25 protein-coding genes are annotated in these 25,294 nt (G+C 73.2%); 17 read left to right on the top strand and 8 right to left on the bottom strand.

Annotated elements, in window-relative coordinates; genetic code table 11:
- Positions 1 to 158: 158 nt before the first annotated feature.
- The 8 genes from G3I78_RS15120 (at position 159) to G3I78_RS15085 (ending at position 7,753) form a co-directional block, all read left to right on the top strand.
- Positions 159 to 1,139 (top strand): acyltransferase domain-containing protein, encoded by a 981-nt coding sequence (locus G3I78_RS15120; RefSeq protein ID WP_164424555.1) that lies wholly within the window; start codon positions 159 to 161, stop codon positions 1,137 to 1,139.
- 197 nt (positions 1,140 to 1,336) lie between these two features.
- Positions 1,337 to 3,109: an acyl-CoA dehydrogenase gene (locus G3I78_RS15115; protein WP_164424552.1), complete on the top strand. Its 1,773-nt coding sequence runs from the start codon at positions 1,337 to 1,339 to the stop codon at positions 3,107 to 3,109.
- Entirely contained in the window at positions 3,106 to 4,161 is a 1,056-nt protein-coding gene (locus G3I78_RS15110) for a ketoacyl-ACP synthase III (RefSeq protein ID WP_164424550.1), read from the top strand. The genes G3I78_RS15115 and G3I78_RS15110 overlap by 4 nt, the downstream gene beginning before the upstream one ends.
- Complete coding sequence (locus G3I78_RS15105; protein WP_164424548.1) at positions 4,158 to 5,024, top strand: SDR family NAD(P)-dependent oxidoreductase; 867 nt, start codon at positions 4,158 to 4,160, stop codon at positions 5,022 to 5,024. Before G3I78_RS15110 ends, G3I78_RS15105 begins: the two co-directional genes overlap by 4 nt.
- An 8-nt stretch (positions 5,025 to 5,032) precedes the next feature.
- Complete coding sequence (locus G3I78_RS15100; RefSeq protein WP_343243759.1) at positions 5,033 to 6,145, top strand: beta-ketoacyl-ACP synthase III; 1,113 nt, start codon at positions 5,033 to 5,035, stop codon at positions 6,143 to 6,145.
- On the top strand, positions 6,118 to 6,387 hold the full coding sequence (locus tag G3I78_RS15095; protein WP_164424544.1) for an acyl carrier protein: 270 nt from the start codon (positions 6,118 to 6,120) through the stop codon (positions 6,385 to 6,387). Before G3I78_RS15100 ends, G3I78_RS15095 begins: the two co-directional genes overlap by 28 nt.
- Positions 6,384 to 6,533: a hypothetical protein gene (locus tag G3I78_RS15090; protein ID WP_164424542.1), complete on the top strand. Its 150-nt coding sequence runs from the start codon at positions 6,384 to 6,386 to the stop codon at positions 6,531 to 6,533. Before G3I78_RS15095 ends, G3I78_RS15090 begins: the two co-directional genes overlap by 4 nt.
- The gene (locus G3I78_RS15085; RefSeq protein ID WP_164424540.1) at positions 6,530 to 7,753 is read left to right on the top strand and encodes a beta-ketoacyl-[acyl-carrier-protein] synthase family protein; all 1,224 of its coding nucleotides are present in this window, start codon (positions 6,530 to 6,532) and stop codon (positions 7,751 to 7,753) included. Before G3I78_RS15090 ends, G3I78_RS15085 begins: the two co-directional genes overlap by 4 nt.
- 43 nt (positions 7,754 to 7,796) lie before the next feature.
- On the opposite strand, the gene G3I78_RS15080 is transcribed toward G3I78_RS15085, so the two are convergent.
- Positions 7,797 to 9,164: a phosphatase PAP2 family protein gene (locus G3I78_RS15080; RefSeq protein ID WP_164424538.1), complete on the bottom strand. Its 1,368-nt coding sequence runs from the start codon at positions 9,162 to 9,164 to the stop codon at positions 7,797 to 7,799.
- Positions 9,165 to 9,250: 86 nt separating this feature from the next.
- Positions 9,251 to 9,970, bottom strand: a complete 720-nt coding sequence (locus tag G3I78_RS15075) for a DUF4232 domain-containing protein (RefSeq protein ID WP_164424536.1) — start codon at positions 9,968 to 9,970, stop codon at positions 9,251 to 9,253.
- A 187-nt stretch (positions 9,971 to 10,157) separates the two neighbouring features.
- Between G3I78_RS15075 and G3I78_RS15070 the strand changes: the two genes are divergently transcribed.
- Positions 10,158 to 11,495 carry a transcriptional regulator gene (locus G3I78_RS15070; RefSeq protein ID WP_164424534.1) on the top strand — a complete coding sequence of 446 codons (1,338 nt, stop codon included), beginning with the start codon at positions 10,158 to 10,160 and terminating at the stop codon, positions 11,493 to 11,495.
- Between the two features lie 15 nt (positions 11,496 to 11,510).
- Here G3I78_RS15070 and G3I78_RS15065 read toward each other — a convergent pair whose 3' ends face one another.
- A complete protein-coding gene (locus G3I78_RS15065; RefSeq protein ID WP_164424532.1) occupies positions 11,511 to 12,239 on the bottom strand; it encodes a helix-turn-helix domain-containing protein in 729 nt (242 codons plus the stop codon).
- 227 nt (positions 12,240 to 12,466) lie between these two features.
- Here G3I78_RS15065 and G3I78_RS15060 point away from each other — a divergent pair, with 227 nt between their 5' ends.
- The 3 genes from G3I78_RS15060 to G3I78_RS15050 are packed head-to-tail and all read left to right on the top strand — an operon-like array spanning position 12,467 to position 14,906.
- On the top strand, positions 12,467 to 13,132 hold the full coding sequence (locus tag G3I78_RS15060) for a DUF4097 family beta strand repeat-containing protein (RefSeq protein WP_164424530.1): 666 nt from the start codon (positions 12,467 to 12,469) through the stop codon (positions 13,130 to 13,132).
- Positions 13,133 to 13,167: 35 nt separating this feature from the next.
- The gene (locus tag G3I78_RS15055) at positions 13,168 to 14,124 is read left to right on the top strand and encodes an ATP-binding cassette domain-containing protein (protein WP_164424528.1); all 957 of its coding nucleotides are present in this window, start codon (positions 13,168 to 13,170) and stop codon (positions 14,122 to 14,124) included.
- A complete protein-coding gene (locus tag G3I78_RS15050) occupies positions 14,121 to 14,906 on the top strand; it encodes an ABC transporter permease (protein WP_164424526.1) in 786 nt (261 codons plus the stop codon). The genes G3I78_RS15055 and G3I78_RS15050 overlap by 4 nt, the downstream gene beginning before the upstream one ends.
- Positions 14,907 to 14,944: 38 nt before the next feature.
- On the opposite strand, the gene G3I78_RS15045 is transcribed toward G3I78_RS15050, so the two are convergent.
- Complete coding sequence (locus tag G3I78_RS15045) at positions 14,945 to 15,781, bottom strand: helix-turn-helix transcriptional regulator (RefSeq protein WP_164424524.1); 837 nt, start codon at positions 15,779 to 15,781, stop codon at positions 14,945 to 14,947.
- 113 nt (positions 15,782 to 15,894) lie between these two features.
- On the opposite strand from G3I78_RS15045, the gene G3I78_RS15040 reads away from it, so the two are divergent.
- From G3I78_RS15040 to G3I78_RS15020, 5 genes are all read left to right on the top strand, one after another.
- The gene (locus G3I78_RS15040) at positions 15,895 to 16,488 is read left to right on the top strand and encodes an NAD(P)H-dependent oxidoreductase (RefSeq protein ID WP_164424522.1); all 594 of its coding nucleotides are present in this window, start codon (positions 15,895 to 15,897) and stop codon (positions 16,486 to 16,488) included.
- Positions 16,489 to 17,343: 855 nt separating this feature from the next.
- Positions 17,344 to 17,667, top strand: coding sequence for a MerR family transcriptional regulator (locus tag G3I78_RS15035; protein ID WP_164424520.1), 324 nt, complete (start codon positions 17,344 to 17,346; stop codon positions 17,665 to 17,667).
- 180 nt (positions 17,668 to 17,847) lie between these two features.
- On the top strand, positions 17,848 to 18,051 hold the full coding sequence (locus G3I78_RS15030) for a cold-shock protein (protein WP_007383480.1): 204 nt from the start codon (positions 17,848 to 17,850) through the stop codon (positions 18,049 to 18,051).
- Positions 18,052 to 18,235: 184 nt separating this feature from the next.
- Complete coding sequence (locus G3I78_RS15025) at positions 18,236 to 19,621, top strand: DEAD/DEAH box helicase (protein ID WP_164424518.1); 1,386 nt, start codon at positions 18,236 to 18,238, stop codon at positions 19,619 to 19,621.
- Positions 19,622 to 19,759: 138 nt separating this feature from the next.
- Positions 19,760 to 20,059: an SCO5918 family protein gene (locus G3I78_RS15020; RefSeq protein WP_164424516.1), complete on the top strand. Its 300-nt coding sequence runs from the start codon at positions 19,760 to 19,762 to the stop codon at positions 20,057 to 20,059.
- 96 nt (positions 20,060 to 20,155) lie between these two features.
- Here G3I78_RS15020 and G3I78_RS15015 read toward each other — a convergent pair whose 3' ends face one another.
- The 4 genes from G3I78_RS15015 to G3I78_RS15000 all read right to left on the bottom strand — a co-directional run bounded on the left by G3I78_RS15015 (position 20,156) and on the right by G3I78_RS15000 (position 25,287).
- Complete coding sequence (locus tag G3I78_RS15015) at positions 20,156 to 21,166, bottom strand: RNA polymerase subunit sigma-70 (RefSeq protein WP_164424514.1); 1,011 nt, start codon at positions 21,164 to 21,166, stop codon at positions 20,156 to 20,158.
- 101 nt (positions 21,167 to 21,267) lie between these two features.
- The gene (locus G3I78_RS15010; RefSeq protein ID WP_164424512.1) at positions 21,268 to 23,715 is read right to left on the bottom strand and encodes a tetratricopeptide repeat protein; all 2,448 of its coding nucleotides are present in this window, start codon (positions 23,713 to 23,715) and stop codon (positions 21,268 to 21,270) included.
- A complete protein-coding gene (locus tag G3I78_RS15005; RefSeq protein ID WP_164424510.1) occupies positions 23,712 to 24,131 on the bottom strand; it encodes a hypothetical protein in 420 nt (139 codons plus the stop codon). Before G3I78_RS15005 ends, G3I78_RS15010 begins: the two co-directional genes overlap by 4 nt.
- A 163-nt stretch (positions 24,132 to 24,294) precedes the next feature.
- Positions 24,295 to 25,287 carry a helix-turn-helix domain-containing protein gene (locus G3I78_RS15000; protein WP_164424508.1) on the bottom strand — a complete coding sequence of 331 codons (993 nt, stop codon included), beginning with the start codon at positions 25,285 to 25,287 and terminating at the stop codon, positions 24,295 to 24,297.
- Positions 25,288 to 25,294: the final 7 nt, after the last annotated feature.

The following is a 25,294-nucleotide window of genomic DNA, read 5'->3' as shown; positions in this document are numbered from 1 at the left end:
ACACGTTCGCCTCTCGCACAGGCGCTGCAAGCGATGCCGATCAGGCAGGCTCAGGGTGCGGCGCTCCTCATGACCGTGCACAGTGCGCACCGAAGGCGCACCCACGGCCGCCGTACGCCCCCTGTGCACCGCTGACCTGCTCCGACGGAAGGGTTGAGATGCGCATCAGCTCCGCACAACGGCCGGACCGTCCGTCCCGCCGACCCTCCAGCGTCCATCTGTTCCCGGGCCAGGGCGACTTCTCCGTCGCCGCCCTGGCAGGCGCCGTCCGCCCCGGCACCGGTCTCGCGACGGCCGCCCGCCAGGTCTTCGAGGAGGTCGACCAGGTCACGGCCGAGCGCGGACTGCCCCGGCTCGGGCCCTGGCTCCTCGGCCAGAGACCGCCCAGCGGCCGGGAGTTGGCGCACGCCGGTCCCGGACTCGCCCAACTCGCGCTCTACGGTGCCTCGTTGACGGTGCACCGGGCCCTGTGCGCCTCCTGGGGCGAGCCGTCTGCGGTCGTCGGGGTGAGCTTCGGCGAGATCGCCGCGCTGGCCTCGGCCGGGGTCCTCACCGTCCCCGACGGCGCCCGGGCCGCCCACGACCTGGCCCTCGTCCTCGCCGGCTGTCCGGGCGGACTGACCCTGCTGTCCTGCCCGGAACCGTCCGCGCGGCGCCTGCTGGAACGGGCCGGGGCGACCGACACGGTGGTCGCCGTCGTCAACGACGACCGCTCGGTGGTGCTCGCCGGCCCGGTGTCCGACCTGGCCCGGGTCGAGAAGACGGCCGCGGACCAGTCGGTACCGGCCGCGCGACTACGGCTGCCGTTCTCCTCCCACCACCCCGAACTCACCGCCCAGTCCGAGAAGTTCGCCGCGTCACTGCGGGCCTACGCCTTCGCTCCGGCGCGCTTGCCGGTGTACTCGGCCGTGGCGGGCCGCCGTTACGGCCCCGACGACGACCTGCCCCGCCGCCTGGCGGACTGCCTGACCCTGCCCGCCGTGGTGCCCACGGTGCTGCACCAGGTGGCCGAACACCGCCCGGACGTCGCCTTCGAGGCGGGCACGGGCAGCGCGCTGGCGGCAAGTGCCCGCAGAGTGCTTGCCGCAGACGCGCTCCCCGTCCACGCCCCGCTGACGGAACCCGACTTCGCCTGGTGATCCGCACGTCGAACACGGACACACCGACACGGACACCGACCTCACCTGGCGATCCGCACGACCCGCACGACCCGCGCAGAGACCGACCCCATCCGGCGCCCCCCCCCAGAAGCCCACCCCACCCGGCGACCCCCACATCGAACAGCGCCTCCGAGTCCGCACCTCCCCTCCCCTCCCCCGACCCCGGAGCCCCAGCGATGCCCCCCACCGCCCAGGAAGAGCTGCACCGCCTCGTCCACGGCCCCTGCGACCCCGCCTTCCTCACCGAACTCCACAAGGCCCTCGCCACCGACGACCCCCAACTCCTGCACCGCCTGGGAGCCCTGGGCGCCACCCTCCCGCCCGCGGACCGGCTCTTCGAGGACCCCGCGCGGCTGACCGCCCTCCACGCGTGGACGGCCGTGACCGACCCGTCCCTGTGTCTCGCGGCACTGGTCCACCACCTGCTCTGCCTCGGCTCGATGGCCCGACTGGGCGACGGATCAACCCACTTGGCCGGGCGCATGGAGGCACTGCGCTCAGGACGGGCCAAGGGCGTCTACCTGATCACCGAGGCCGGGCGGGCGAACAGCCACCTCGCGACCCGTACCGTCGCCGAACTCGACCCGGAATCCGGCGAGTTCGTCCTGCACACCCCGGACCCCGGCGCCGCGAAGTTCGGCAGCGCGGGCACCCTGGACGTGCCGCAGACCGCGGTGGTGCTGGCCCGGCTGGTCACCGACGGCACCGACCGCGGGGTCTTCGGATTCGTGGTCGACCTGTCCGGCGCCGAAGGACTCCTGCCCGGCATCGAGGTGTCCTCCCCGCTCGGCCTGGGCGCGCTGCCCCTCGACTACGTCCAGGTCCGCTTCGACCACGTCCGCGTGCCGTACGGGCAGTGGCTCGCGGACGGCGCGGCCCGCGAGTCCGACGGCACCTTCCACGACCCCGCGGGCTCCCCCGAACGCCGCCTGGAACGCACCCTGCGCGTCGGCCAGGGCCTGTGGGCGACCATGCCCGCGGTCGCCGCCGCCACCGCCCGCCAGTCCGCCGTACAGGCCGTCGACTACGCCCGCGGCCGCCCCACCCAGGCCCGGCTGTCCCCCGGCGCCCCCCTCCTCAGCTACCGGACCCAGCAGCGCGCGGTACTGGGCGCGCTGGCCGACGCGTTCGCCCTGACCTGCGCCGCGCACGGGGCGCGCCGGGTGTGGGAGGAGTCCCTCGCGGGCCGCGCACAACCGCCCGGCACCGGCACGGCGATGGGCTTCACGCCCTGGGCCGCCGTCAGCCGCCCGCTCGCCGCCTACAAGGCCGTCACGGTCCGGCTCGCCGCCCAACTGATCGCCGAGTGCCGCCGGCGCTGCGGCTTCTCCGGCCATCTGGACGCCAACCGCCTTGCCGCGTACGGCGGTTTCCACGACGCCTTCGACACCGCGGGCGGCGACAGCCAGCTCATCCTCTACGACATCGGCCGCGCCCTGGCCGACGAGGCGCGCGAGGCCGACGGACCCGAGGCACCCGTCACGGCACTGCCCTCGCCTCTCGCACCGGGCTGGTGGACCGCCGTCGTACGCCGTCATGAGGCCACGTTGGCACGGGAGTTGGCGCACCGCTCGCGCGCCACGGGCGACCGCACGCCCTTCGAGGTGTGGAACCCGCTGCTGGAGGACGCCGGTCTGCTCGGCGAGGTCCACGCGACCGCGCTCCTGGCCGGGGACACGGTCCGCGCGCTGGACGCCGTACAGGACCAGTCGCTGGCCGAGGCGCTGCGTCCGCTGGCCGCCCTGCACGGGGTCGTGGCCGCCCGGCGCCTCGCCGGTTCGCTGCTGGCCCACGGCACGCTCCGGCCCGCGGACGTCCGGGAACTGCCCGGTGCCGCCGACGAGCTGTGCGACGCGCTGCTGCCCCGACTCCCTTTGCTGACCGAGGCGTTCGCCTTCCCGAAGGACCTCGCCGCCGACCCCACCTGGACCCGCGGGGGCACGGCATGAGCGGGGAGCGCCGTATCGGAGTCCTCGGCATGGGCAGCTATCTGCCGCCGACGGTCCGCACCAACGCCGAGGTGGCGCGCGGCGCCGGGGTGACGGCGGAGTGGATAGGCGAGCGCACCGGAGTGCTCAGCCGGCATGTGGCCGGGCCGGACGAGGCCGCCTCCGACCTGGCCGCGCACGCGGTCCGGGCCGCCGCCGAGGCCGCCGGGATCGACGTCGCCGACATCGGGCTACTGGTGTGCGCGACCTCGACGCCCGACGAGCTGGGCCCCTCCACCGCGTGCCGGGTGCAGGCCGTGCTGGGCGCCCGGAACGCCGTGGCCCTCGACGTCAGCGCCGCCTGTTCGGGCTGGCTGTTCGCGGCCAAGGTGGCGCACGACTGGCTGCGCGTCTCCGGCGAGGTGCGGTACGCGGCCGTGGTCGGCGTCGAGGTGTACTCCCGGTTCCTCGACCCGGCCGACCGGGGCACGGCGGTGCTGTTCGCCGACGGGGCCGCCGCCTCCGTACTGGGCCCGGTGCCCGCCGCCGAGGGGTTCACCCGGTTCAGCCTCGGCTCCGACGGCGCCCTCGCCGACCGGGTGCTGATCCCGGCCGGGGGCAGCCGCAGGCCGGCCAGCGCGGCGACGCTCGCCGACGGCGGCCACCGGGTCCACATGGACGGCCGGACCATCGGCCGGTTCATCACCGACGTCTTCCCCCGGCTGGTCACCGACGCCCTCGAACAGGGCGGCCTGAGCCTCGACGACGTCGACTGCGTCATCGCCCACCAGCCCAACCCCGTCCTGCTGCGGCGCATCGGCGCCGACCTCGGCATCCCCGCCGGCCGGGCGGCCGTCGTCGGCGACGAGGTCGGCAACATCGGCGCCGCCAGCGCCCCGTACGCCCTCGCCCGCGCCGCCGCCGGCCGGCGGCTGCGGACCGGCGACCGGGTCCTCGTCGCCGTCTTCGGCGCCGGGATGACCTGGGGCAGCGCCCTGCTGACCTGGAGCGGGGCACCCGCCCTGCCGCACACCCCCACCCACCCCTCCGCACCAGAAGGAGTCCTCCGGTGAACGTCCTGGATCTGTTCCGTCTCGACGGCGCCCGCGCCCTGGTGACCGGCGCCTCCCGGGGCATCGGCAGGGCCGTCGCCGAGGCGCTGGCCGACGCGGGCTGCGACGTGGCGGTCACCGCGCGGACACGGGCCGCCCTCGACGCGACCGTGGGGGCGGTGGAGGACCGGGGCCGCAAGGCCGTGGCCCTCGCCGGCGACCTCGCGGAACCCGGTGTCGCGGCCGGTCTCGCCGACGCGGCGGCGGCAGCGCTCGGCGGCCTGGACGTCGTGGTGCACAACGCGGGCACCCTCCCGACGGCCGAGGACGGCAGCCCCCTACTGCTGCCGCTGCAACTCGCCGAGCAGCCGGACTGGGACAGCGTCGTCACCGTCAACCTCAACGCCACGGCCGCCCTGTGCCGGGCCGCCCACCCTCATCTGGCCGCCTCGGAGCGCGCCAGTCTGGTCCTGATGTCGTCGGTGGCCGGTCTCGTCGGCACGCCCATGATGGAGGCGTACGCCGCCACGAAGGCCGCGCAGCTCTCCCTGTCCCGCAGTCTCGCGGTCGGCTGGGCCCGGCAGGGCATCCGCGTCAACGCCCTGTGCCCCGGCTGGACCCGCACCGACATGACGGAGTTCGCCAGCACCGCGGGCCCCCTCTCGGACTGGCTCACCAGCCATGTCCCGCTGGGGCGCTGGGCCGCGGTGGAGGAGGTCGTCGGCGCCACGCTCTTCCTCGCCTCCCCGGCCTCCTCCTTCGTCACCGGGCACGCGCTCGTCGTGGACGGCGGCCTCTCGGTCCCGGACGGCGGCCTGGCCGGTCACCCCAAGCCCGCCTCACCGTTCGCCCCGCCCCTCGCCCCGCCCCTCGCCCCGGCATGAGGACCGTCGTGCGCCCACCGGACTCCCCCGAGGTCACCGCGGTCGTCACGGGCATCGGCGCCTGTCTCCCGGACCGGGTCGTCGACAACGACACGGTCGTGGCCCGCGGAGCGCTGCGCACGGACGACACCTGGATCCGGGAGCGCACCGGGATCGCCCGCCGCCGGCACGCCGGGCCCGGCACCAGCACCGGCGACCTGGCCGTCGGTGCCGGGCGGGCGGCGCTCGCGTCCGCCGGGCGCCCCCGGCCCGACCTGCTGCTCCTGGCCACCAGCACCCCGGACCACCCCTGCCCGGCCACCGCGCCCGCCGTCGCGCACCGGCTCGGCCTCGGCACCATCCCGGCCTTCGACCTCGCCGCCGTCTGCTCGGGCTTCCTGTACGGGCTGGCCACGGCGACGGCCCTGATCCGCGGCGCCGCCTGCGCCACGGTCCTGGTGATCGGCGCCGACACCTACACGACCATCGTCGACCCGGCCGACCGCGAGACCGCGCCGATCTTCGGCGACGGCGCCGGAGCCGTCCTGCTGCGCCTGGGGACCGCCGGCGAACCCGGCGCCGTGATCGCCACCGACCTCGGCGCCGACGGCAGCGGCGGCGACCTCATCACCGTCCCGTACGGCGGCTCCCGGCACCCGCGCGACCGGCCGCCGTCCGACCCCCGGGACCGGCACTTCCGGATGCGCGGGCGGGAGGTCTACGCCCACGCCGTACGGCGGATGACCCGTTCGGCGGACGCCGTGCTGCGGCAGGCCGAGTGGGCGCCCGAGTCGGTGGGGGCCTTCGTCGGCCACCAGGCCAACCAGCGCATCCTGGACTCCGTCGCCGACCGCCTCGGCATCCCGCCCGCCCACCGCCACGGCAACATCCGCGAGCTGGGCAACACCGCGGCCGCCTCCATCCCCCTCGTCCTCGCCGACCCCGGCGTCCACCGGTCCGTCGCCCCCGGCGAACGCACCCTGCTGACCGCCTTCGGCGGCGGACTCACCTGGGCCTCGGCCGCCCTGCGCTGGCCGGACGCGGTCCCGCGCGCCGAGGCACCACCGACCGACCGCACCGCCCCGGACACCCCCGACCCCACAGGGAGCCAGCCATGGACCGCGTCTACGACCACCTCGTGACCCTGCTCGCCGACAAGTTCGAGGTCGACCCCGACCGCATCCGGGCCACCGCCACCCTCGGCGAGCTGGACCTGGACTCGCTGGCCGTGGTGGAGCTGTACGTCACCCTCCAGGAGGAGTGGCGGGTACCGCTCGACGACTCCGCGGCCTCCGCCGACGTCACCGTCACCGACGTGGCGCGCGCGGTGACCGCACTGCTCGGCACGGCCGACCCGGCGCCCAGGCGCGAGGCCGCCCAGTGAACCCGGCGCCCGACGACATCACCGTCACCGGCATCGGCCTCGTGACCCCGGGCGGAATCGGAGCCCCAGCCACCTCGGAGACGGCGTGCGCGACCACACTCCCCACCACCGCCGACCCGGCACCCAAGCCCAAGGCCGCCCAGTGAACCCGGCACCCGACGACATCACCGTCACCGGCATCGGCCTCGTGACCCCGGGCGGAACCGGCGCCCCAGCCACCTGGGAGGCCGTGTGCGCGGCCTCGTCCACCGCGCGTGCCGACCCCGCCCTGGCCGAGGCGCCGGTGCGGATGTCGTGCCGGGTGCCGGACCTGCCGTCGGGCCGGGGGCGGCTGTGGCGCTTCGACCGGAGCACGCGGTTCCTGCTGACGGCGGCCCGGGAGGCGCTCGGCTCGGCGGGCCTGGACCCGGCGGAGTGGGACCCGGCCCGGGTGGCCGTGGTGGTCGGCACGGCGGCGGGCGGCATCGACACCCTGGAAGCCCAGCATCACAAGCTCCTCGCCGCCGGTCCCGGGGCGCTGTCCCCGCTCACCATGACGGCCTTCCTGCCCAACATGGCGGCGGGCCACCTCGCCCTCGACCTGGGGGTGACCGGGCCCTCCCTGCAGACCTCCACGGCCTGCGCCTCGGGGGCGACGGCGATCGTCACGGCCTGTCTGCTGCTGCGGTCGGGGGCCTGTGACATCGCCGTGGCGGGCGGCACCGACGCGATGGTCACCCCGCTGTGCGCCGCCGCGTTCGCCAAGATGGGCGCGCTGTCCCGGCGCGAGCACGACCCCGGACGCGCCTCACGCCCCTTCGACCGGGACCGGGACGGCTTCGTCCTCGGCGAGGGCTGCGGGGTGCTGGTCCTGGAGCGCGGCCGGCACGCAGCCGCCCGCGGCGCCCGTCCGCTGGCCCGGCTCGCGGGCCACGGCAGCACCAGCGACGCCCACCACCCCACCGCCCCGCACCCGGAGGGAGCGGGACTGCGGGCGGCCACCCTGAACGCCCTCGACCAGGCGGGCGCCGGTCCTGACGACGTCGACCACGTCAACGCGCACGGCACCAGCACCCCGCTCAACGACCGTGTGGAGGCCACCGCGATCCGCGCGCTCTACCCCCGCAGGCCTCCTGCGGTGACGTCGGCGAAAGGGGTCCTGGGCCACACCATGGGAGCGGCCGGCGCCATCGAGGCCGCCCTGACCGTACTGAGCATCACCCACCGGACCGTGCCGCCCACCGCCAACTTCCACGCCCCCGACGACTCCACGACCGGCCTCGACATCGTCACCGGGCCCGGCCGCACCCACCCCGTCCGCCTGGCCCTCAGCCACTCCCTGGGCTTCGGCGGCCACAACACGGTCCTGGCCTTCACCGCCACGTGAACCGGCCGGGCGGGCGGCGGGCGGATGGCGGCCGGGCAGGCCCTCAGCAGGCCCGCTCGGCCTCCACCGGTTCGAGCCGCGGCCGCGGCAGCCCGGCCTCCGCGACGGTCTCCGCCTCCCATCGCCGCACGGTCCGCACATAGGCGTAGATCATCGAGCCCATGGCCAGCAGGAGGAGCGGGCCGGCCAGCCAGCGGTGCTCGGCCATCTGCAACGGCAGCCAGCGGTACGACGTCAGGAGTACGGCGAAGACGGCCGCGCCGTAGGCGGTGAGCCTGAGGCCGGTGCGGTCCCAGTCGCGGTCCAGGGTGCGCAGGGCCGCCTCGACGGTGAGCGTGAACACCACACCGGCGATGAGGTCGACGCCGTAGTGGTAGCCGAAGCCCAGCGTGGCGCAGAGCGTGGCGACCAGCCAGGCCGCGCCCGCGATCCGCAGCGGGCGCGGGCCCTTGCGGGAGTGGATGAAGATCGCCGTCGCCCATGCCGTGTGCAGGCTGGGCATGCAGTTGCGCGGGGTGAACGCGTCGAAGCCCATGGGCCGCGGGGCCTGGATCGCCGGTACGGTCCGCGGCCACAGGTCGGCCACCGCCCACTGCGCGCTGGGCGGGCCCTGCGGTGCCCACAGGGCGATCGAGGCCCAGTGCTCGGTCCCGGTGCCGTAGGCGAAGACCGGTCCGACCACCGGGTAGATCATGTAGACCGCGGGCCCGAGGAGGCCGATGACCAGGAAGCTGCGCACCAGGTGGTGGCGCGGGAACCGGCGCTCGGCCGCCACGTGCCGCAGCTGCCACAGCACGACGACGACCGCGGCGACCGCGAGCTGGCCGTACACGAAGTCCAGGAAGTTGAAGCCGAACGGCCCGGTGGCCGTGACGAGCCGTCCCATCGCCCAGGACGGGTTGCCGAGCGCGTGGTCGGCGGTCGCCACGTACTGGTCGAGCACGGTCGGCCGGGTCTTCGAGGTGATGACCAGCCAGGTGTCACCGGTCTTGCGGCCCGCCACCAGCAGCAGGCCGAGGCCCACGCCCTTCAGCAGCAGGACGCGTTCCCGGCCGGTACGCCGGGTGACGGCGACGACCCCGTGGGCCAGCAGCACCCACAGCGCGCCGTTGCCGAAGGGCTGGCCCTCCGTCACCGTCACGCCACAGGCCGTCCGGACCACGAAGAAGGCCACGTCGACGGCTATCGCCGAACCGAACGCGACGAAGCGCTGCCGCCAGGTGAGGACCATCGTCATCAGCGCCATGCCGGCGTAGAGCAGGAGGCCCGACTTGGGCGGGCACCACAGCTCGCGCGTCTGGGTGGTGATCGGGCCGGGCAGGCCGTAGCGGCGCGCGGCGATCTCCAGGGCGACGAGGAATCCGAGCCCCACGACGCCCGCCACGGCCCAGAGTCTCGCCTGGGGTCTCATCTGTCGCAATTTCCGTCAGTTCTCCATATGCCGTTCAAAGCTTCTTCCCAGGGAGGAAAGATGAAAAGAGTACTGACAGGGTTCCCTCACCAGCTGACGGCGTCGTCCATCGACTGCTGCCAGTAGGTGACCTTGATCGAGTCGTCGATGTAGACGCCCTTCGCGGGCAGCGACGGACGGGCGGCGGCGCCGACGCTCCCGCTCATGGAGCGGCCGTAGAAATAGACGGTCAGGGAGTCCGCGGTGTAGCCGTTCGAGCCGCTGCCGTCGGTGGCGGACAGGTTCACCGAGGCGTACCCCGACTCGCCCGGCTGGAGCGTGACGACCGCCTGCGGCTGCGAGTCCTCGATGACCGGCGGCTCGGACTGGGCGTCGGTGAACCGGACGCTCGGGTAGCCGTACAGGAAGCAGGTCCTGCTGCCCGTGTTGGTCACGGTCAGCAGCATGTGGTTGACCGGGCGGTTCAGCGGGGCGGCGACGGTCCTGGTGTTGGACCCCTCACAGGTGACCGGCTTGGCGGAGGAGGCGGGCACCTTGGAGGTGGCGGGCGCTTTGGCAGTGGCGGGCGCCTTGGAGGTGACCGCTGCCTCGGAGCCGGCACTGTCCGCGGCGGCGCCGGAGCCGGTGGAACCGGAGGGGGACCCCGAGGCGGAGCCCGAGGTGGACCCCGACACAGAACCGGTGAGCGCCGCCCCCTCGTCGTGGGTGCCCGTCCCGTCGCTGCACGCGGTCAGCGAGAGCGCGGCGAGTACGGCGGTCGCGGCGGTGCCGGCGAGACGGGTGCGGGCGGTGCGGAAGCTGGACATGTGGCTGTGCCCCTTCGGTGTTCGGGTGGCCGTGCTGATTGGATGACCGAAGCTTGTGAGGCGATCCGTCCCGACCGCCACGCCTGGCGGGCAGTTGGGGACGCTGGAACGCCGAAACGTGCGGTGACCAGGGCGAACACGGTTCCCCTGGAACGCGCGAATGGGACACGGGGGTGAAGGGGAACAGGTGTCAGGGGCGATGGAGGCCGAGGAGACGGAGGCGTTCGCGCGCCGGCTGCGGGAACTCAAGGACCGCTCGGGACTCAGCTACGGGGTGCTCGCCAAGCGCCTGCACATGAGTACGTCCACGCTGCACCGCTACTGCAACGGCACCGCGGTACCGGTCGAGTACGCCCCGGTGGAGCGCCTCGCCCGGGTCTGCCGGGCGACCCCGCAGGAGCTGGTGGAACTGCACCGCCGCTGGATTCTGGCGGACGCGGCACGGGGACGCAGGACGGAACAGGCACCGGCGCCCCCGGGGGCGGATGCGGACGGTCCCGCGCGGGACGGAAGCGGCGCGGGGAGCGTCGTACAGCCGACCGACGGCCTCGGTGACGCACCGGGTGACGACGAGCCGCCTCTCGTCGAGACGGCCGCCGCGACCGTCCCGGCGGCCCGGAACTCCTGGCTCCACCGGCGCCGTACCGCGCTGATCGTCGCCGTCGCGGTGGCCACCACGCTGGGGGCCGTGGCGTTCGCGCTGCATCCGGTGGCGGCCGGGGACACCACGGAGCCCATCACCGGCACCTTGGACGTGGGGCCCACCGGCACCGCGGACACCGGCGCCACCGGCACGTCGTCCACCACCCCGTCCCCGGCCCGGAGCGGGCACGAGACGTCCGCGCCGGCCTCCGCCTCCCCCGCCCGGACGGCCGGTTCCGGGACGGCAGGGGGCGGTGGACAGAGCGCGGACCGGCCCGTCGGCACCGGCGTCCCGCTCACCGTCGGCACCCGCCCCTACGTCTACGAGGACCCGTGCAGCCAGCACTTCCTCGTCGACAGCGAACCCGAGCAGGTCGGCCCGCCCGCGACCGAGGAGAACGCCCCGCGCTGGGCCGCCGCGTACGGCGCGGTCTCCTCCGGCGAGCAGCGCGTCGCGCTCACCGTCCAGGGCACCGGCGCCGAGACCGTCGTACTGGAATCCCTGCATGTCCGCGTCCTCTCCAAGGCCGCGCCGCTGGCCTGGAACGACTACTCGATGGGCGTCGGCTGCGGCGGGGGCGTGGGCACCAAGTCGTTCGACGTCGCCCTGGACAGCGGCAGCCCCACGGTCACCGTGAAGAACGGCCAGCGCGGCTTCCCGTACAAGGTCAGCGAGTCCGACCCCGAGGTCTTCTACGTCGACGCCCACACCACGGCCCACGACGTCCGCTGGGACCTCACGCTGAACTGGTCGAGCGGCGGCCGCCGGGGCACCGTCCACATCGACAACGCGGGTACGCCGTTCCGCACCAGTGCCGACGTCGGCCGCCCGGGGTACGACTACCCGCTGGGCGGCAACGAGTGGATCGACCGGGTGGGCTGAGCGGCCACCCGCCGGTCAGCCGTCCATGCTCTGGGGCCCGTCGGTGTAGAGCACCTCGCGGGCCTGTTCCGCCGCGCGGATCATGCTCTCGGCCACGAAGTCGACGAAGCGGGCGATGTTCTCCAGGCGGACGGCGGCCGGGGTGTCGGGGCCGAGGACGCCGACGCCCTGGCGCGCGGTCTCGGCGAGCTGGGCGGTGGAGCGGGCGCTGGCGATCATGCCCTGGTACCAGACGTCGTTGTCGACGACATAGCGCTCCCGGCGCCGCTCGTCCCGCTCCCGCCGGATGAGCCCCTGTCCCGCGAGGAACGTGATCGCCTTGGACACGGACGCCGGGCTGACCTGGAGCCGCTGGACGAGTTCGGACGCGGTGAGGCTGCCCGCGTCCGTGGTGTACAGGCAGGTCAGCACCCGGGACATCATCTTGGGCAGCCCCTGCTGCATGAGCAGGGTGGTCCACGCCTCCTCGTACTCGCGTACGGCCTCGGCGTCGCGTCCGTCGGCCTGCGGGGGCGCCTCCGCTCCCCGGGGCACGGACTGCCGGCGCCGGTGGGCCCGGTGCTCGGTGGCGCGGTGGGCGAGGTCGGCGCGGTAGGCGGTGGGGCCGCCGTTGCGCATCACCTCGCGGGTGACCGTCGAGGTGGGACGGTCCAGGCGCCTGGCGATCTCCGCGTAGGCGAGGCCGTCGGCCAGTCCCAGCGCGATCTGCTGACGTTCCTGCTGACTGAGCCTGCCTCCCGGCACCGCGGTCTCCCTTCGTACGTCTCTGACGTCGCCAGAATAGCGTTCATTCTCCATCCATTGCAACGCAATGATGGCTGACGTTGCGTTAAATCCCAAACCATTGCAATGAAATACCTGCATCTAGCTGCACTGATTCTCTTCAAGTGCAACATGCATGTTGCCCAATCCATGAACGCAACGTAGCTTTTCCAATATCGGAAACGTCAACGAGCACACAGGAGAGCATCATGCGGAAGTTCGACACCCCCGCCCCCGTCGCCGCCGTCGTCGACATCCCGGCCGGGCACATCCGGTTCATCGCCGCCGACCGCGCCGACACCACCGTCGACGTCCTTCCCTCGGACTCCGCCAGGAGCCGTGACGTGAAGGCGGCCGAGCAGATCGAGGTCGGCTACGACAACGGCGTCCTGCGGATCGCGGCCCCGGCCGCGAAGAACCAGTACTTCGGCCCCTCCGGTTCCGTCGAGGTGACGGTCCAGCTGCCGGCCGGCTCCCGCGTCGAGGGCAAGGCGGCCGCCGGTGAACTCCGGGGCGTCGGACGCCTCGGCGACGTCACCTTCGAGGTCGCGCAGGGCCCGGTCAAGATCGACGAGGCCGCGGAGACCCGCCTCACCGTCCTCGACGGCGACATCGCGGTCGGCCGGCTGAGCGGCGCCGCCCGGATCAGCACCCAGCGGGGCGACATCCGGATCGCCGAGGCCGTACGCGGCGAGATCACCCTGCGCACCGAGCAGGGCGAGATCTCCGTCGCCGCCGCCCGCGGGGTCTCCGCCGCCCTGGACGCCGGCACCGGCTACGGCCGCGTCAGCAACTCGCTCCAGAACAGCGGCACCGCCGACCTCACCATCCACGCCACCACGGCCCACGGCGACATCACCGCCCGCAGCCTCTGATCCCACGGACCCGGAAACGGAACAGGAGCACTCCCATGACCGAACTGGCCATCTCCGCCGTCGGGTTGCGCAAGTCCTTCGGTGACAAGACTGTTCTGGACGGTGTCGACATCCGTGTCCCGTCGGGTTCGGTGTTCGCGCTGCTGGGGCCGAACGGTGCGGGCAAGACGACCGCGGTGAAGATCCTGTCCACGCTGGTCTCCGCTGACGGGGGTGAGGCCCGGGTGGGCGGGCACGACCTGGCCATCGCCCCGCAGGCGGTGCGATCGGTGATCGGGGTGACGGGTCAGTTCTCCGCGGTGGACGGGCTGATCACGGGTGAGGAGAACATGCTGCTGATGGCCGACCTGCATCACCTGCCCCGGTCGCAGGGGCGGCGGGTGGTGGCCGAGTTGCTGGAGCGGTTCGATCTGACGGCGGCGGCGGGCAAGCCCGCCTCGGCCTACTCCGGGGGCATGAAGCGGCGCCTGGACATCGCGATGACCCTGGTGGGTGATCCGCGGATCATCTTCCTGGACGAGCCCACCACCGGTCTTGACCCGCGTTCGCGGCACACGATGTGGCAGATCATCCGGGAGCTGGTGACCGGCGGGGTCACGGTGCTGCTGACCACGCAGTACCTGGAGGAGGCCGACGAACTCGCCGACCGGATCGCGGTCCTGCACCAGGGCAGGATCGCCGCCGAGGGCACCGCCGAACAGCTCAAGCGGCTGATCCCCGGCGGCCATCTGCGCCTGCGCTTCACCGACCCGGATGCCTACCGCACCGCGGCCGGTGCGCTGGGCGAGGCGTCCCGCGACGACGAGGCCCTGGTGTTGCGGCTGCCCAGCGACGGCAGCCAGCGCGAACTGCGGGCCCTGTTGGACTGGCTGGACGCGGCCGGTATCGAGGCCGACGAACTGACCGTGCACACCCCGGACTTGGACGACGTGTTCTTCGCCCTGACCGACAACACCGACAGCACCGACCCCCTGAAGGAGACCGTCCGATGAGTTCCCTGTCCCTCGCCCTCCGTGACTCGTCCACGATGCTGCGGCGCAACCTGCTGCACGCCCGCCGCTACCCCTCCCTCACCCTGAACCTGCTGCTGACGCCGATCATGCTGTTGCTGCTGTTCGTCTACGTCTTCGGCGACACCATGAGCGCGGGCATCGGCGGGGGCGACCGTTCCGACTACATCGCCTACCTCGTCCCCGGCCTGCTCCTGATGACCATCGGCAGCACCACCATCGGCACGGCCGTGTCGGTGTCGACGGACATGAGCGAGGGCATCATGGCCCGCTTCCGCACGATGGCCATCCACCGCGGCTCGGTGCTCGTGGGGCACGTCATCGGCAGCGTGCTCCAGTCGGTGGCGAGTGTGGTCCTGGTCGGGGCGGTCGGGGTGGCCATCGGTTTCCGTTCCACCGGCGCCTCGCTCCTGGAGTGGCTGGCGGCCTTCGGACTGCTGGTCCTGTTCGCCACCGCGCTCACCTGGATCGCCGTCGGCATGGGCCTGGTCAGCCCGAACGCCGAGGCGGCCAGCAACAACGCGATGCCGCTGATCTTCCTGCCGCTGGTCTCCAGCGCGTTCGTCCCGGTCGACGCGATGCCGGGCTGGTTCCAGCCGGTCGCCGAGTACCAGCCCTTCACCCCGGCCATCGAAACCCTCCGCGGCCTCCTCCTCGGCACTGAGATCGGCCACAACGGCTGGCTCGCCGTCGCCTGGTGCCTGGCCCTGACCGCGCTCGGCTACCGCTGGGCGACCACCAAGTTCAACACCGACCCGAAGTAGGGCCGAGCAGCTGGTCGGAGTGCGCCGCCCTCTCGTGCTTACGAGATCGCCCGGAGCCCGCCCCGGGCCGGACGGCAGAGCCGGTCGACGGCCTCCGCCGTGGCCTCGTCGGCGGGCAGGAACACGATCAACTGCTGGCTGTCGGCGGCGAGTTCGAGGGTCTCGCGGAGCAGGCGGAGTTCGCCGCCGGAGGGGTGGCGGAGGCGCAGGGGGCCGCGCTGTGGGACGACGTGCCGGTTCAGGCGCCGGGTGAGTTCGGGGCCTGCGGCGGAGGCGAGGTCCGTGGCCAGCCACTCGGAGCTCTCGATGGACGGGCCGAGCCAGAGGTCGAAGGCCTGCTCGTCCGCCACCACGTCCCAGTCGGCGAAGAACTCCCGGGCGCGCGGGTCGGTGAAGACGTACCGGGTGAGGTTCGGGGCGTCGGCGTCGAGCAGTCCGGTGCCGCCGGTGACCGCCTCGAACGCGGCGGTGCGGGCGAGGACGTCGCCGAGCCGGTTGGTCACCATGGCGATGCCGGGTTCGAGGAGGCGCAGGGTGCGCAGGACGTCCGGGCGCACCCGGCGGGGCGGCGGGGCGGGCCGGAGGTGCGCGGTGCACTCGCCGCCGGTGATCTTCGCGAGGTAGCGCAGATGGGCGCGCTCGGAGGGGTCGAGGCTGAGGGCGTCGGCGAGGGCGTTGACGACCGCGATGGAGGGGTTGCGGTCGCGGCCCTGCTCGATCCGGGTCAGGTACTCGACGCTGACGCCGGCCCGGGTCGCGAGGTCCGAGCGGCGCAGGCCCGGTGAGCGGCGGCGGCCGTGGTCCGGCAGTCCCAGCGAGTGCGGCTGGATGCTGTCCCGCTTGGCCCGGACGAAGTCCCCGAGTGGCGTCCCCATGGTGTCGAGCATAGGGCGGGGACGGTCGCCCACGGAGGGCTCAGGGTGGCCCTGCGGGGGCCAGCCTGAGCGCGGTCTGGCTGCGGCCCCGGGGCGGCTCGACCGTGGTGGGCATGGAAAACGACAAGAGCAAGCTGGTGGTCGTCGTCGGCAGCGTCCGGGAGGGTCGGTTCGGTCCGGTCGTGGCCTCGTGGGTCGCCGAACAGGCCGCCGCGCACGGCGCGTTCGAGGTGCAGGTCGTCGATCTGGCCGACGTGGAGCTGCCGTTGGCCCTGCCGGGCACGTCCCCGAAGGGCACCGACACCTATCCGCGGCCGGCCGGGATGGCGCCGCTCACCTCGGCGCTGGAGAGCGCCGACGCGTTCGTCCTCGTCACACCGGAGTACAACCACAGCTACCCGGCGTCCCTGAAGGCCGCCATCGACTGGCACTTCACCCAGTGGGCGGCCAAGCCCGTCGCCTTCGTCAGCTACGGCGGCGCGGCGGGCGGCCGGCACGCGGTCCTGCACCTGGAGAACGTCCTCACCGAACTCCACGCGGTCACCATCCGCGACGGCCTCTCCTTCCCCAACTGCTACACCACGTGGCAGAACGGCACCCCGCTCACCCCGGAGACCACCGCCTACGCCAAGACCCTGCTGGAGCAACTCGCCTGGTGGACCGAGGCACTTCGCACGGCCCGGGAGCGGACTCCGTACCCGGCCTGAGCACGCGGCGGGGCACGCCGGGCTCCTGGTCCGACTCTCGCCGCATTCACAGGTGCCGGACCACCACCGCAACGACCTCCACCGTGCCCGCCGTGTCGGACTGGTCGGCGCCCTGCTACGTAATGGTCGTCGGCACGGACATCGGCGAGCACGGCATCCCGCAGGCCGTCGCCCCGTCGCCCCGTACACGGACACCCGCTGCTTCAAGCACCGGCACCCTCGGCGATCCGGCCACGCTCAGTCTGGTCCCGCCGGGCGGAGTGGGCCCGATGACCTTGTGGGTGCGCGCCCTGGACCGCGCGGTGGGAGGCGTTCACGGGGATCTGCGGGCACCTGCACGTCCCGGAGAACGTGCACGGCGACCCGGGCGCGATCGGCTTCGCCCGGCTGTGAAGTACGCCAGGGCCGATCTGGACGTGGACGACGAGACGCAGACGCCGACGCAGACGCCGACGCAGACACCGACGCCGACGCCGACGCCGACGCCGACCAAGCCGAAGGTCCCGGCCTTCCCGGCCGCAAGTACTTCGTCGCCGGCGCCTCCGACGCCCATGTCCTCCCGCTCGGCAAGCATCTGGTCGAGCGCGGCTTCGGCGACCACCACTCCCGCAAGGAGCTCCGCGGTGACGCCGACGGCACACCGGGACCGCTGACCTGGCGCCTGCTGTTCTCCTGAGGCCGGGGCGGGGGCTGCCCTCGGGGCGGGCCTCCGCGGGCGGGACAATCTGCCGGAGCTGCGCCACATTTTCGTAGGTGCCGACGTTAGGGTTGTGACCGCCTGGGCACCACATGGACGGGACCGAAGCCGTGCCGAGCCCGCCGGGCCCCTCGCCGTGCTTCCGAAACGAAGGTGCCATGCCCGCCGAGACCTCCCCCGTCGACCATCTGGACGACGACGACTACCCCGCCTACACCATGGGCCGGGCCGCCGACATCCTCGGCATCACACCGGCCTTCCTGCGGGCCATCGGCGAGGCCAAGCTGATCACCCCGCTGCGCTCGGAGGGCGGCCACCGCCGCTACTCCCGCGGCCAGCTCCGCATCGCCGCCCGGGCCCGCGAACTCGTCGACCAGGGCACCCCCATCGAGGCCGCCTGCCGGATCATCGTGCTGGAGGACCGGCTGGAGGAAGCCCTGCGGCTGAACGAGGAGATGCGCCAGGAGCTGGCCCGCAGATAACTGTCCCAGCCGCAGCAGAATCACGCACCGCGCGCGGCGAGGTTTTCGGTCCGCCCGGCGCGAGAATTTTCGGCGGCGTGGATCGGGGGTCCTACCGTGTGTTACCGTGATAGAAATTGCAGTTTTGGTTCCGGTGATTATCTATCAGGATTCACGGGGCCACCCCTAGGGAGATTCAATATGGCATCTGGCACCGTGAAGTGGTTCAACGCGGAAAAGGGCTTCGGCTTCATTGAGCAGGACGGCGGCGGCGCCGACGTGTTCGCGCACTACTCGAACATCGCCACCTCCGGCTTCCGCGAGCTTCAGGAAGGCCAGAAGGTGACCTTCGACGTCACGCAGGGCCAGAAGGGCCCGCAGGCCGAGAACATCGTTCCCGCCTGACGCTGACGCGTACTCGACGGTCGGGGCCCGCACCCTAGGGTGCGGGCCCCGACCCGTTGCTTCACCTCTTGTTTCTGCGCTATTTCCCTCGGCTCTTTCCTGGGAATTCTCGGGCGGTTTCGCACTGCCCTCGGAGAAATTCCTCGACACGTGCCGCACGCATCGAGGAAGGTCCTCCCACGCCATGAACCGCACCCGTCGCCCCGGGAGCAACACGTCCCGTCCCCGTACCCGGCGGCCCAGTCACGAGTTCACCCTGCCCACCAGCCGCACCGAGGCGCTGCCCGCCGTGGCGGCCTTCGCCGAGCTCGACCTGCCCGAGAAGATGCAGGCCGCGCTGCGCACCGAGGGCGTGACCGTGCCCTTCCCGATCCAGGCGGCAACCCTGCCGAACTCGCTGGCCGGCCGGGACGTCCTGGGCCGCGGCCGCACCGGCTCCGGCAAGACGCTCGCCTTCGGCCTGCCCCTGCTGGCCCGTCTCGACGGCCGCCGGGCCGAACCCCGCCAGCCGCTCGCCCTGGTCCTCGTCCCCACCCGGGAACTCGCCCAGCAGGTCACCGACGCGCTCACCCCCTACGCCCGGGCGCTGCGGCTGCGCGCGGCCACCGTCGTCGGCGGTATGTCGATCGGCCGGCAGGCGGCGGCGCTGCGCTCCGGCGCCGAGGTCGTCGTGGCCACGCCCGGCCGGCTCAAGGACCTCATCGAGCGCGGCGACTGCGTCCTGCGCCAGGTGGAGATCACCGTCCTGGACGAGGCCGACCAGATGACCGACATGGGCTTCCTGCCCCAGGTCACCGCACTGCTCGACCAGGTCCGCCCGGACGGCCAGCGGATGCTGTTCTCGGCCACGCTCGACCGCAACATCGACCTGCTGGTGCGGCGCTACCTGCACGACCCTGTGGTGCACTCGGTCGACCCGTCCGCGGGCGCCGTCACCACCATGGAGCACCACCTGCTGCACGTCCACGACGACGACAAGCGGGCCACCGCCACCGAGACCGCCGCGCGCGACGGCCGCGTGATCATGTTCCTGGACACCAAGCACGCGGCGGAGCGGCTGGCCAAGCACCTGCTGTCGATGGGCGTCCGCGCCTCGGCGCTGCACGGCGGCAAGTCCCAGCCGCAGCGCACCCGCACCCTCGGCCAGTTCAAGGACGGCCAGGTGACGGTCCTGGTCGCCACCAACGTCGCGGCCCGCGGCATCCACGTCGACAACATCGACCTCGTCGTGAACTTCGACCCGCCCGCCGACCACAAGGACTACCTGCACCGCGGCGGCCGCACCGCCCGCGCGGGCGAGTCCGGCACCGTCGTCACCCTGGTCCTGCCGCACCAGCGGCGCAGCATGGACCGCCTCATGTCCGACGCCGGCATCACCCCGCGCACCACCCGGGTCCGCCCGGGCGAGGAGGAACTGAGCCGCATCACGGGCGCGCGGACGCCGTCCGGGGTGCCGGTCACGATCACGGTCCCGGCGCCCGAACCCCAGCGGCGCACCGGCACGTCCCCCGCCGGTTCCCGCAGCCGGGGCGCGAGGGGCCGCCGCCGCTCGTCGCGGACCAGCCGCTAGGGCCTGCCGTCCGGATCGGGCCGGCCGCGGGAGACAGCGCGGCCGGCCGGGCCGACCGTACGGAACGGCCGGACCCGATCCGTACGACACCCCCACCATCCGTAGGACCTTCAACCGCTCGCTCCCTGTGGAGGCACCATGCGCATCGTCATCGCACGTTTCCCCTTCGACCTGACCATGGCCGAGGTGGAGAAGTCCATGGAGGGCGTCGAGCCCGAGGCCGCGACCGGCTCCTGCGTGACCGTCGGCGGCCGTGTCTACCCGGTCAAGCAGGTGGGGCAGGTGATCACCCGCCAGGACCGCCGCGACTTCACCGCGAACGAGGTGAGCCGGGCCCTGACCCGCCTCGGCTTCACCTGCCACGAGGTGCCCGCGGCCCGCCCGGAGCCGTTCGGTGACTCGGCGGCGGGGGCCTGGGCGGACGGGCCGTTGGGCTAGGCCGAGAGCGATGACGTTCAAGGGGTACCTGCAGTCGCACCAGGTGGACTACTTCCTGGGGGCGGGGATGACGACGCCGCCGCGGCCGGACATCGCCTACGCCGGCGGCTGATCCGTGCCGTCCGCCGGGAGGCGCTCCGGCAGTCCGAGCCGTGGGAAGCGGTCGGCGTGGAACGTGACGATCTCGGTGATCGCCCCGCCGGTGATCCGCAGGACGTCGATCGTCAGCGGCAGGTGGGCGCCCTCCTCCTGCCGCCAGAGGTAGAAGGCGACGGCGGGCTGCCGGTTCACCGAGGTGGGGAGGGCGCGCAGGCCGGTCATGCCCTCGAAGCCGCTGTCGACCCAGTCCTTCACCACCGCGTCGCGGCCGACGAACAGGCCCGGCGTGGGCGGCATCGAGCAGCGGACGTCGTCCCGCAGCAGCGCGGTGACCCGGCCGATGTCCGTGGCCACGCTGGCGTCGGTGTAGCGGCGCACCAACTCACGGGTCCCGGCGTCCTGTTCACCGCCGGTCCAGTCCTGCCGTTCGGCGGGCAGGTGCTCCCGCATGCCCGCGCGGGCCCGTTGCAGCGCGCTGTTCACGGAGTTGACGGAGTCCCCGAGGATCTCCGCGACCTCCTTCGCCGGCCGGCCGAGCACGTCCCGCAGGATCAGCACGGCCCGCGGGCGCGGCGCGAGGTGCTGGACCGCGACCAGGTAGGCCAGCTCGATCGTCTCCCGGGCGACGGCGACGGCCTCCGGCTCGTCCGCGCTGCCCGCGGGCAGCTCGTCGAGCAGCCGGTCCGGGTAGGGCTGGAGCCACCGCACCTCGCCCCCGGTCGCGGGCTCCGGGCGGCTCCTGGCCAGCAGGTCCAGACAGGCGTTGGTGGCGATCCGGTACAGCCAGGCCCGGAACGTCGACCGCCCCTCGCACGTCTCCCGCCGCCGCCAGGCCCGCAGGAACGTCTCCTGTACGACGTCCTCGGCGTCCTCGAACGACCCGAGCATCCGGTAGCAGTGCACATGCAGCTCCCGCCGGTACCGCTCCGCCAGCCCCGAGAACCCCGCCTCGTCGATCTCGCCCAGCCCGCCCACGCCCAGCTCCTCGGCCCGTGTGTCAGCGCTCATCACGTCATCCGTCCGCCTCGTCGTGTCCCGTCATAGATGTGACGGGCGCGGGCGCCGAAACTCATCACTCGGGGTCGCACGGTACGGCCGGCCGAGCCGGTTCAGTCCGATCGCCGCGCGGCCTCGACAGCCCTGCGGGCACCGGCGAGGTTGGTCCGGCTGGCCCGGGTGGCGGGGTGGGTCTCGCCGAGCACCCGCTCCCGCTGGGCCAGCGTGGCCTCGTACAGGGGGATCGCCCGCTCCAGGTCCCCCGCGTCCTCGTAGGCGATGGCGAGGTTGTTGCGGCTGTTCAGCGTGCGGGGGTGGGTCTCGCCGAGCACCCGCTCCCGCTGCGCGAGCGTCGCCTCGTACAGCGGGATCGCCCGCTCCAGATCCCCCATCGCGCGGTAGACGCCGGCCAGGCCGTTGCGGGTGACGAGGGTGTCCGGGTGGGTGTCGCCGAACACCCGCTCACGCAGGGCGAGCGTGGCCTCGTACAGCTGGACGGCCCGCTCCAGGTCACCCGCCGCCCGGTAGGCACCCGCGAGGTTGATGCGGCTGACCAATGTCTGGGGATGGGTGTCGCCGAGCACCCGCTCCCGCTGGGCGAGCGTCGCCTCGTACAGCGGGATCGCCCGCTCCAGATCCCCCGCTCTCCTGTAGGCGAGGGCGAGGTTGTTGCGACTGGTCAGGGTGGAGGGGTGGGCGTCGCCCAGGACCCGTTCGCGCAGGGCGAGCGTCGACTCGAACAGCGGGATCGCCCGCTCCAGGTCCCCCGCCTGCTCGTAGGCGAGGGCGAGGTTGTTGCGGGTGTTCAGGGTGAAGTGGTGGGTTTCGCCGAACTCCCGTTCGCGTTGGGCAAGGGTGGACTCCAGGAGCGGGACGGCCCGCTGGAGATCCCCCGCCTCCGCGTACGCGCCGGCCAGGTTGTTGCGGCTGATCAGAGTGTCAGGGTGAGCGTCGCCGAGCACCCGCTCCTGCTGCGCGAGCGTGGCCTCGTACAGCGCGATGGCCCGCTCCAGATCCCCCGCCTCCTCGTAGGCACCGGCCAGTCCGGTGCGGCCGGCCAGAGTGGACGGGTGGGTGTCGCCCAGCGTCTGCTCGGCCTGCGCGAGGTCGGCGACGCGCAGGGGGACGGAATGGGCGTCGCGGCCCTGCCGGTGCAGGTACCGGGCGGCGGCACGGTAGATCTCGGCGGTCTCGGCCGAGACGGGCCGGCCGGGTGGCGCGGACTGGACCAGGGCGAAGACGTGCGGGAGCAGGCGTTCCCACCGGGTGTCCGCCTCCGTGCCGGTGTCGTTCCTGCCGGGGACGGCCTGTCGCAGAGCCTGTTCGGCATCCTGCCGTCCCGGGACTGCGGCACCGGCACCGGCCTCGACCTCGGCATCGGCATCGGCATCGGCATCGGCATCGGCGGTGACGCGGGTGCGCACCACCAGCTGCACGAGCCGGTGCACGGTGATGCCCTGGCGGTCGGCGGTGAAGGCGATCATGTTGTAGGCGTGGAGCACGCCCAGCGCGTCGCCCAGAGCGATCGGGTCGGGGGCCGCCGCGGCGAGGAGGGTGCGGGGGATGTCGTCGGGGGCCAGCCATACGATCGTGTGCAGCAGCCTGGCGGCCAGCGGGTCACGGCGTTCGACCGCGGTCAGGGTGTGGAGCCAGACGCGGGCGATCGTGCGCTCCGGGTCGGTGCCGTCCGCCGCCCGGTCGAGGCTGCGTCCCAACAGGTGCCGGTAGGCCCCGAGCGCGGTACCCGTCTGGTGGAGGTAGGCCCCCGCCTGCTCCAGCGCCAGCGGCAGATACCCGAGCTCGGCGGCCAGATCACCGGCCTGGCGTCGCTGTTGCGGGGTGGGCCGCTCCGGTCCGAGGGCGAGCGTGCACAGCAGCTCCACGGACGCGTCCGGGTCCATCAGGCCCAGCGCCATGGCCGGGGCGACGGTGTGCCAGCCGGTCGCCTTCCTGCTGGTGGCCAGGTGATGGCCGTCCGCGAGGGTGCCGAGGTAGTGGCGCAGATCCGTCGGGTCCTCGACGTTGTCGAAGACCAGCAGCCAGCCCGGGTGCCACTGGAGCCAGAGGATCGCCCACGCCGCACGCTCCTCCACGCCCACGGCCGCCGCCCACTGCGGGCACAGCCGCACGGCCAGCGCGGCCAGACTCGTGACGATCTGTTCGGTGGACTCGGCGGTGATCCACCACACCAGGGTGTACTCCCGCCGGTACGCGTGCGCGTAGTGCAGCGCGAGCGAGCTCTTCCCGACCCCGCCCAGGCCGTGAACGGCCTGCGTCCGCGACGGGAGCCGGACCGCGGCGGCCTCGTCCTCCGGGGCCAGCAGCTCCCGCAGCCGCCTCAGCTCCTGCTCCCGGCCCACGAACACGCCGGACGCCGACCAGGGCAGGTTCGCCGCTCCCGGCGGTGCGCTCACCTCCCGCGCCCACCGCACCGCCTCGGGCGGCAGCATCACCACCCGGGCGCCGTCACCGGTGATCGCTACGGCGATGTCGGCCGCGGCGATCGATCGGGGACCCGAAGCCTGTGGCCCACTCGGCGTGGACGGCCGATCACCGCTCACGGCCCGAGCGTGGTGTTGTCACCGGTGATCGCGGTACCGATCGTCTGGGCGGCGATGGACCGCTCGCCCGACGCGGTCACGGTCACCTGTCCCGCGCCGGCGGGCAGCAACGCGACCAGTTCCCGCAACAGTTCGGCGTCCTCGCGCAGCGCCCGCCTGAACTGCTGCCGCAGCGCAGCCGCCGCGTCGCCGTCGCCGTCCTCCTCGGCCGCGTCCTGCACCGCCGCCTCTAGTTCGGCACGCCCCTGCTCGTCCCGACGACGCCAGAGCGACTGCAACATCCGCCGCCCCACGTTCGCCGTCGCGTCCACCGCGGCGTTCTCCGTCCGGGTCAACACCCCCGCCCCATAGGCCCCCAGAGCCGCCGTCAGATACGGCCCCGCCTGCCCCACAAACTGAACGATCTCCGCACTCATCCCCAACTCCTTGGCCTGCGGCCCTGCTCGTACCGCAAACTCGGCCCGGGGAAACGCCGCTCGGAAGCCGCTGTCGTACCGGTCATGCGGAGCGCGAGTCCGCCTGTGCCGACTCGGACGTGTGATCTTTCAGCCGGCTCGGCAGGGCTGGATGTCCTCTCCGTCAGTTCACCTCGGGTCCGAACCTGCGCTTGTACGCCGACGGGGTGATGCCCGTCTCGCGGCGCATCAGCGTGCGCAGGTTGGCGGCGGTGCCCAGACCGCTCCGCCGTGCGACCACCTCGAAACGTGATTCACCCCGCTCGATCAGTCGGCAGGCCAAGGTGAGCCGTTCCCCCGTGAGCCACATCAACGGTGTCGTTCCCAGCTGTGCCCGGAAACGGCGGTGCAGCGTGGCCGGGCTGACCGCCGCCCGCTCCGCGAGGTCCGAGACCGTGAGGGGTGTGTCGAGCCGTGCCTGCGCCCAGGCCAGGACGGGCGCCAGGGACTCGTCGGGGAGGTCGGGCAGGGGACGCTCGACGAACTGCCGCTGTCCGCCGTCGCGGTGCGCCGCGAAGACCAGCCGACGGCTCACGGCATTGGCGACCTCGGCGCCGTGGTCGCGGCGGACCACGTGCAGGCCGAGGTCGAGTGCGGCCGCGCTTCCCGCGGCGGTGAGGATGTCGCCGTCGTCCACGAACAGCACGTCTGATTCGAGGCGGACGGCAGGGAAGCGGGCGCGGAAGGCATCGGCCCACTGCCAATGGGCTGTGGCCCGGCGCCCGTCGAGGACTCCGGCCTCGGCGAGGGTGAAGGCGCCGCTGCAGAAGCCGATCAGGCGTGCGCCGCGCGCGCGTGCCCGTCGGATCGTGTCGAGGACGGCGGGTCGGCGGGGCACCTCGACGTCGGGGCGGTTGGGGACGATCAAGGTGTCCGCCGTATCGGCCGCCTCCAGGCCGGCGACTGCTGTGAGGGTGAAGAATCCGTCGCGCATCGGGGTGGCGGGCTCGGGGGAGCAGAGCCGGAAGTCGTAGAGCTCGCGGCCGATCTCCGGCCTGCGCAGACCGAAGATCTCGGTCGCGCAGCCGAGCTCGAACGGGTTGGAGTTCTCGTCCACGATCACGACCACCCGATGTACGCCTGCCGAGTGAGCGGCGTGCGAGGATTCTTTCGCCATGTGCAAT

This window comes from Streptomyces sp. SID13726 (assembly GCF_010548375.1).
Classification (GTDB): domain Bacteria; phylum Actinomycetota; class Actinomycetes; order Streptomycetales; family Streptomycetaceae; genus Streptomyces.
This window is presented reverse-complemented; position numbering and strand designations above follow the sequence as displayed.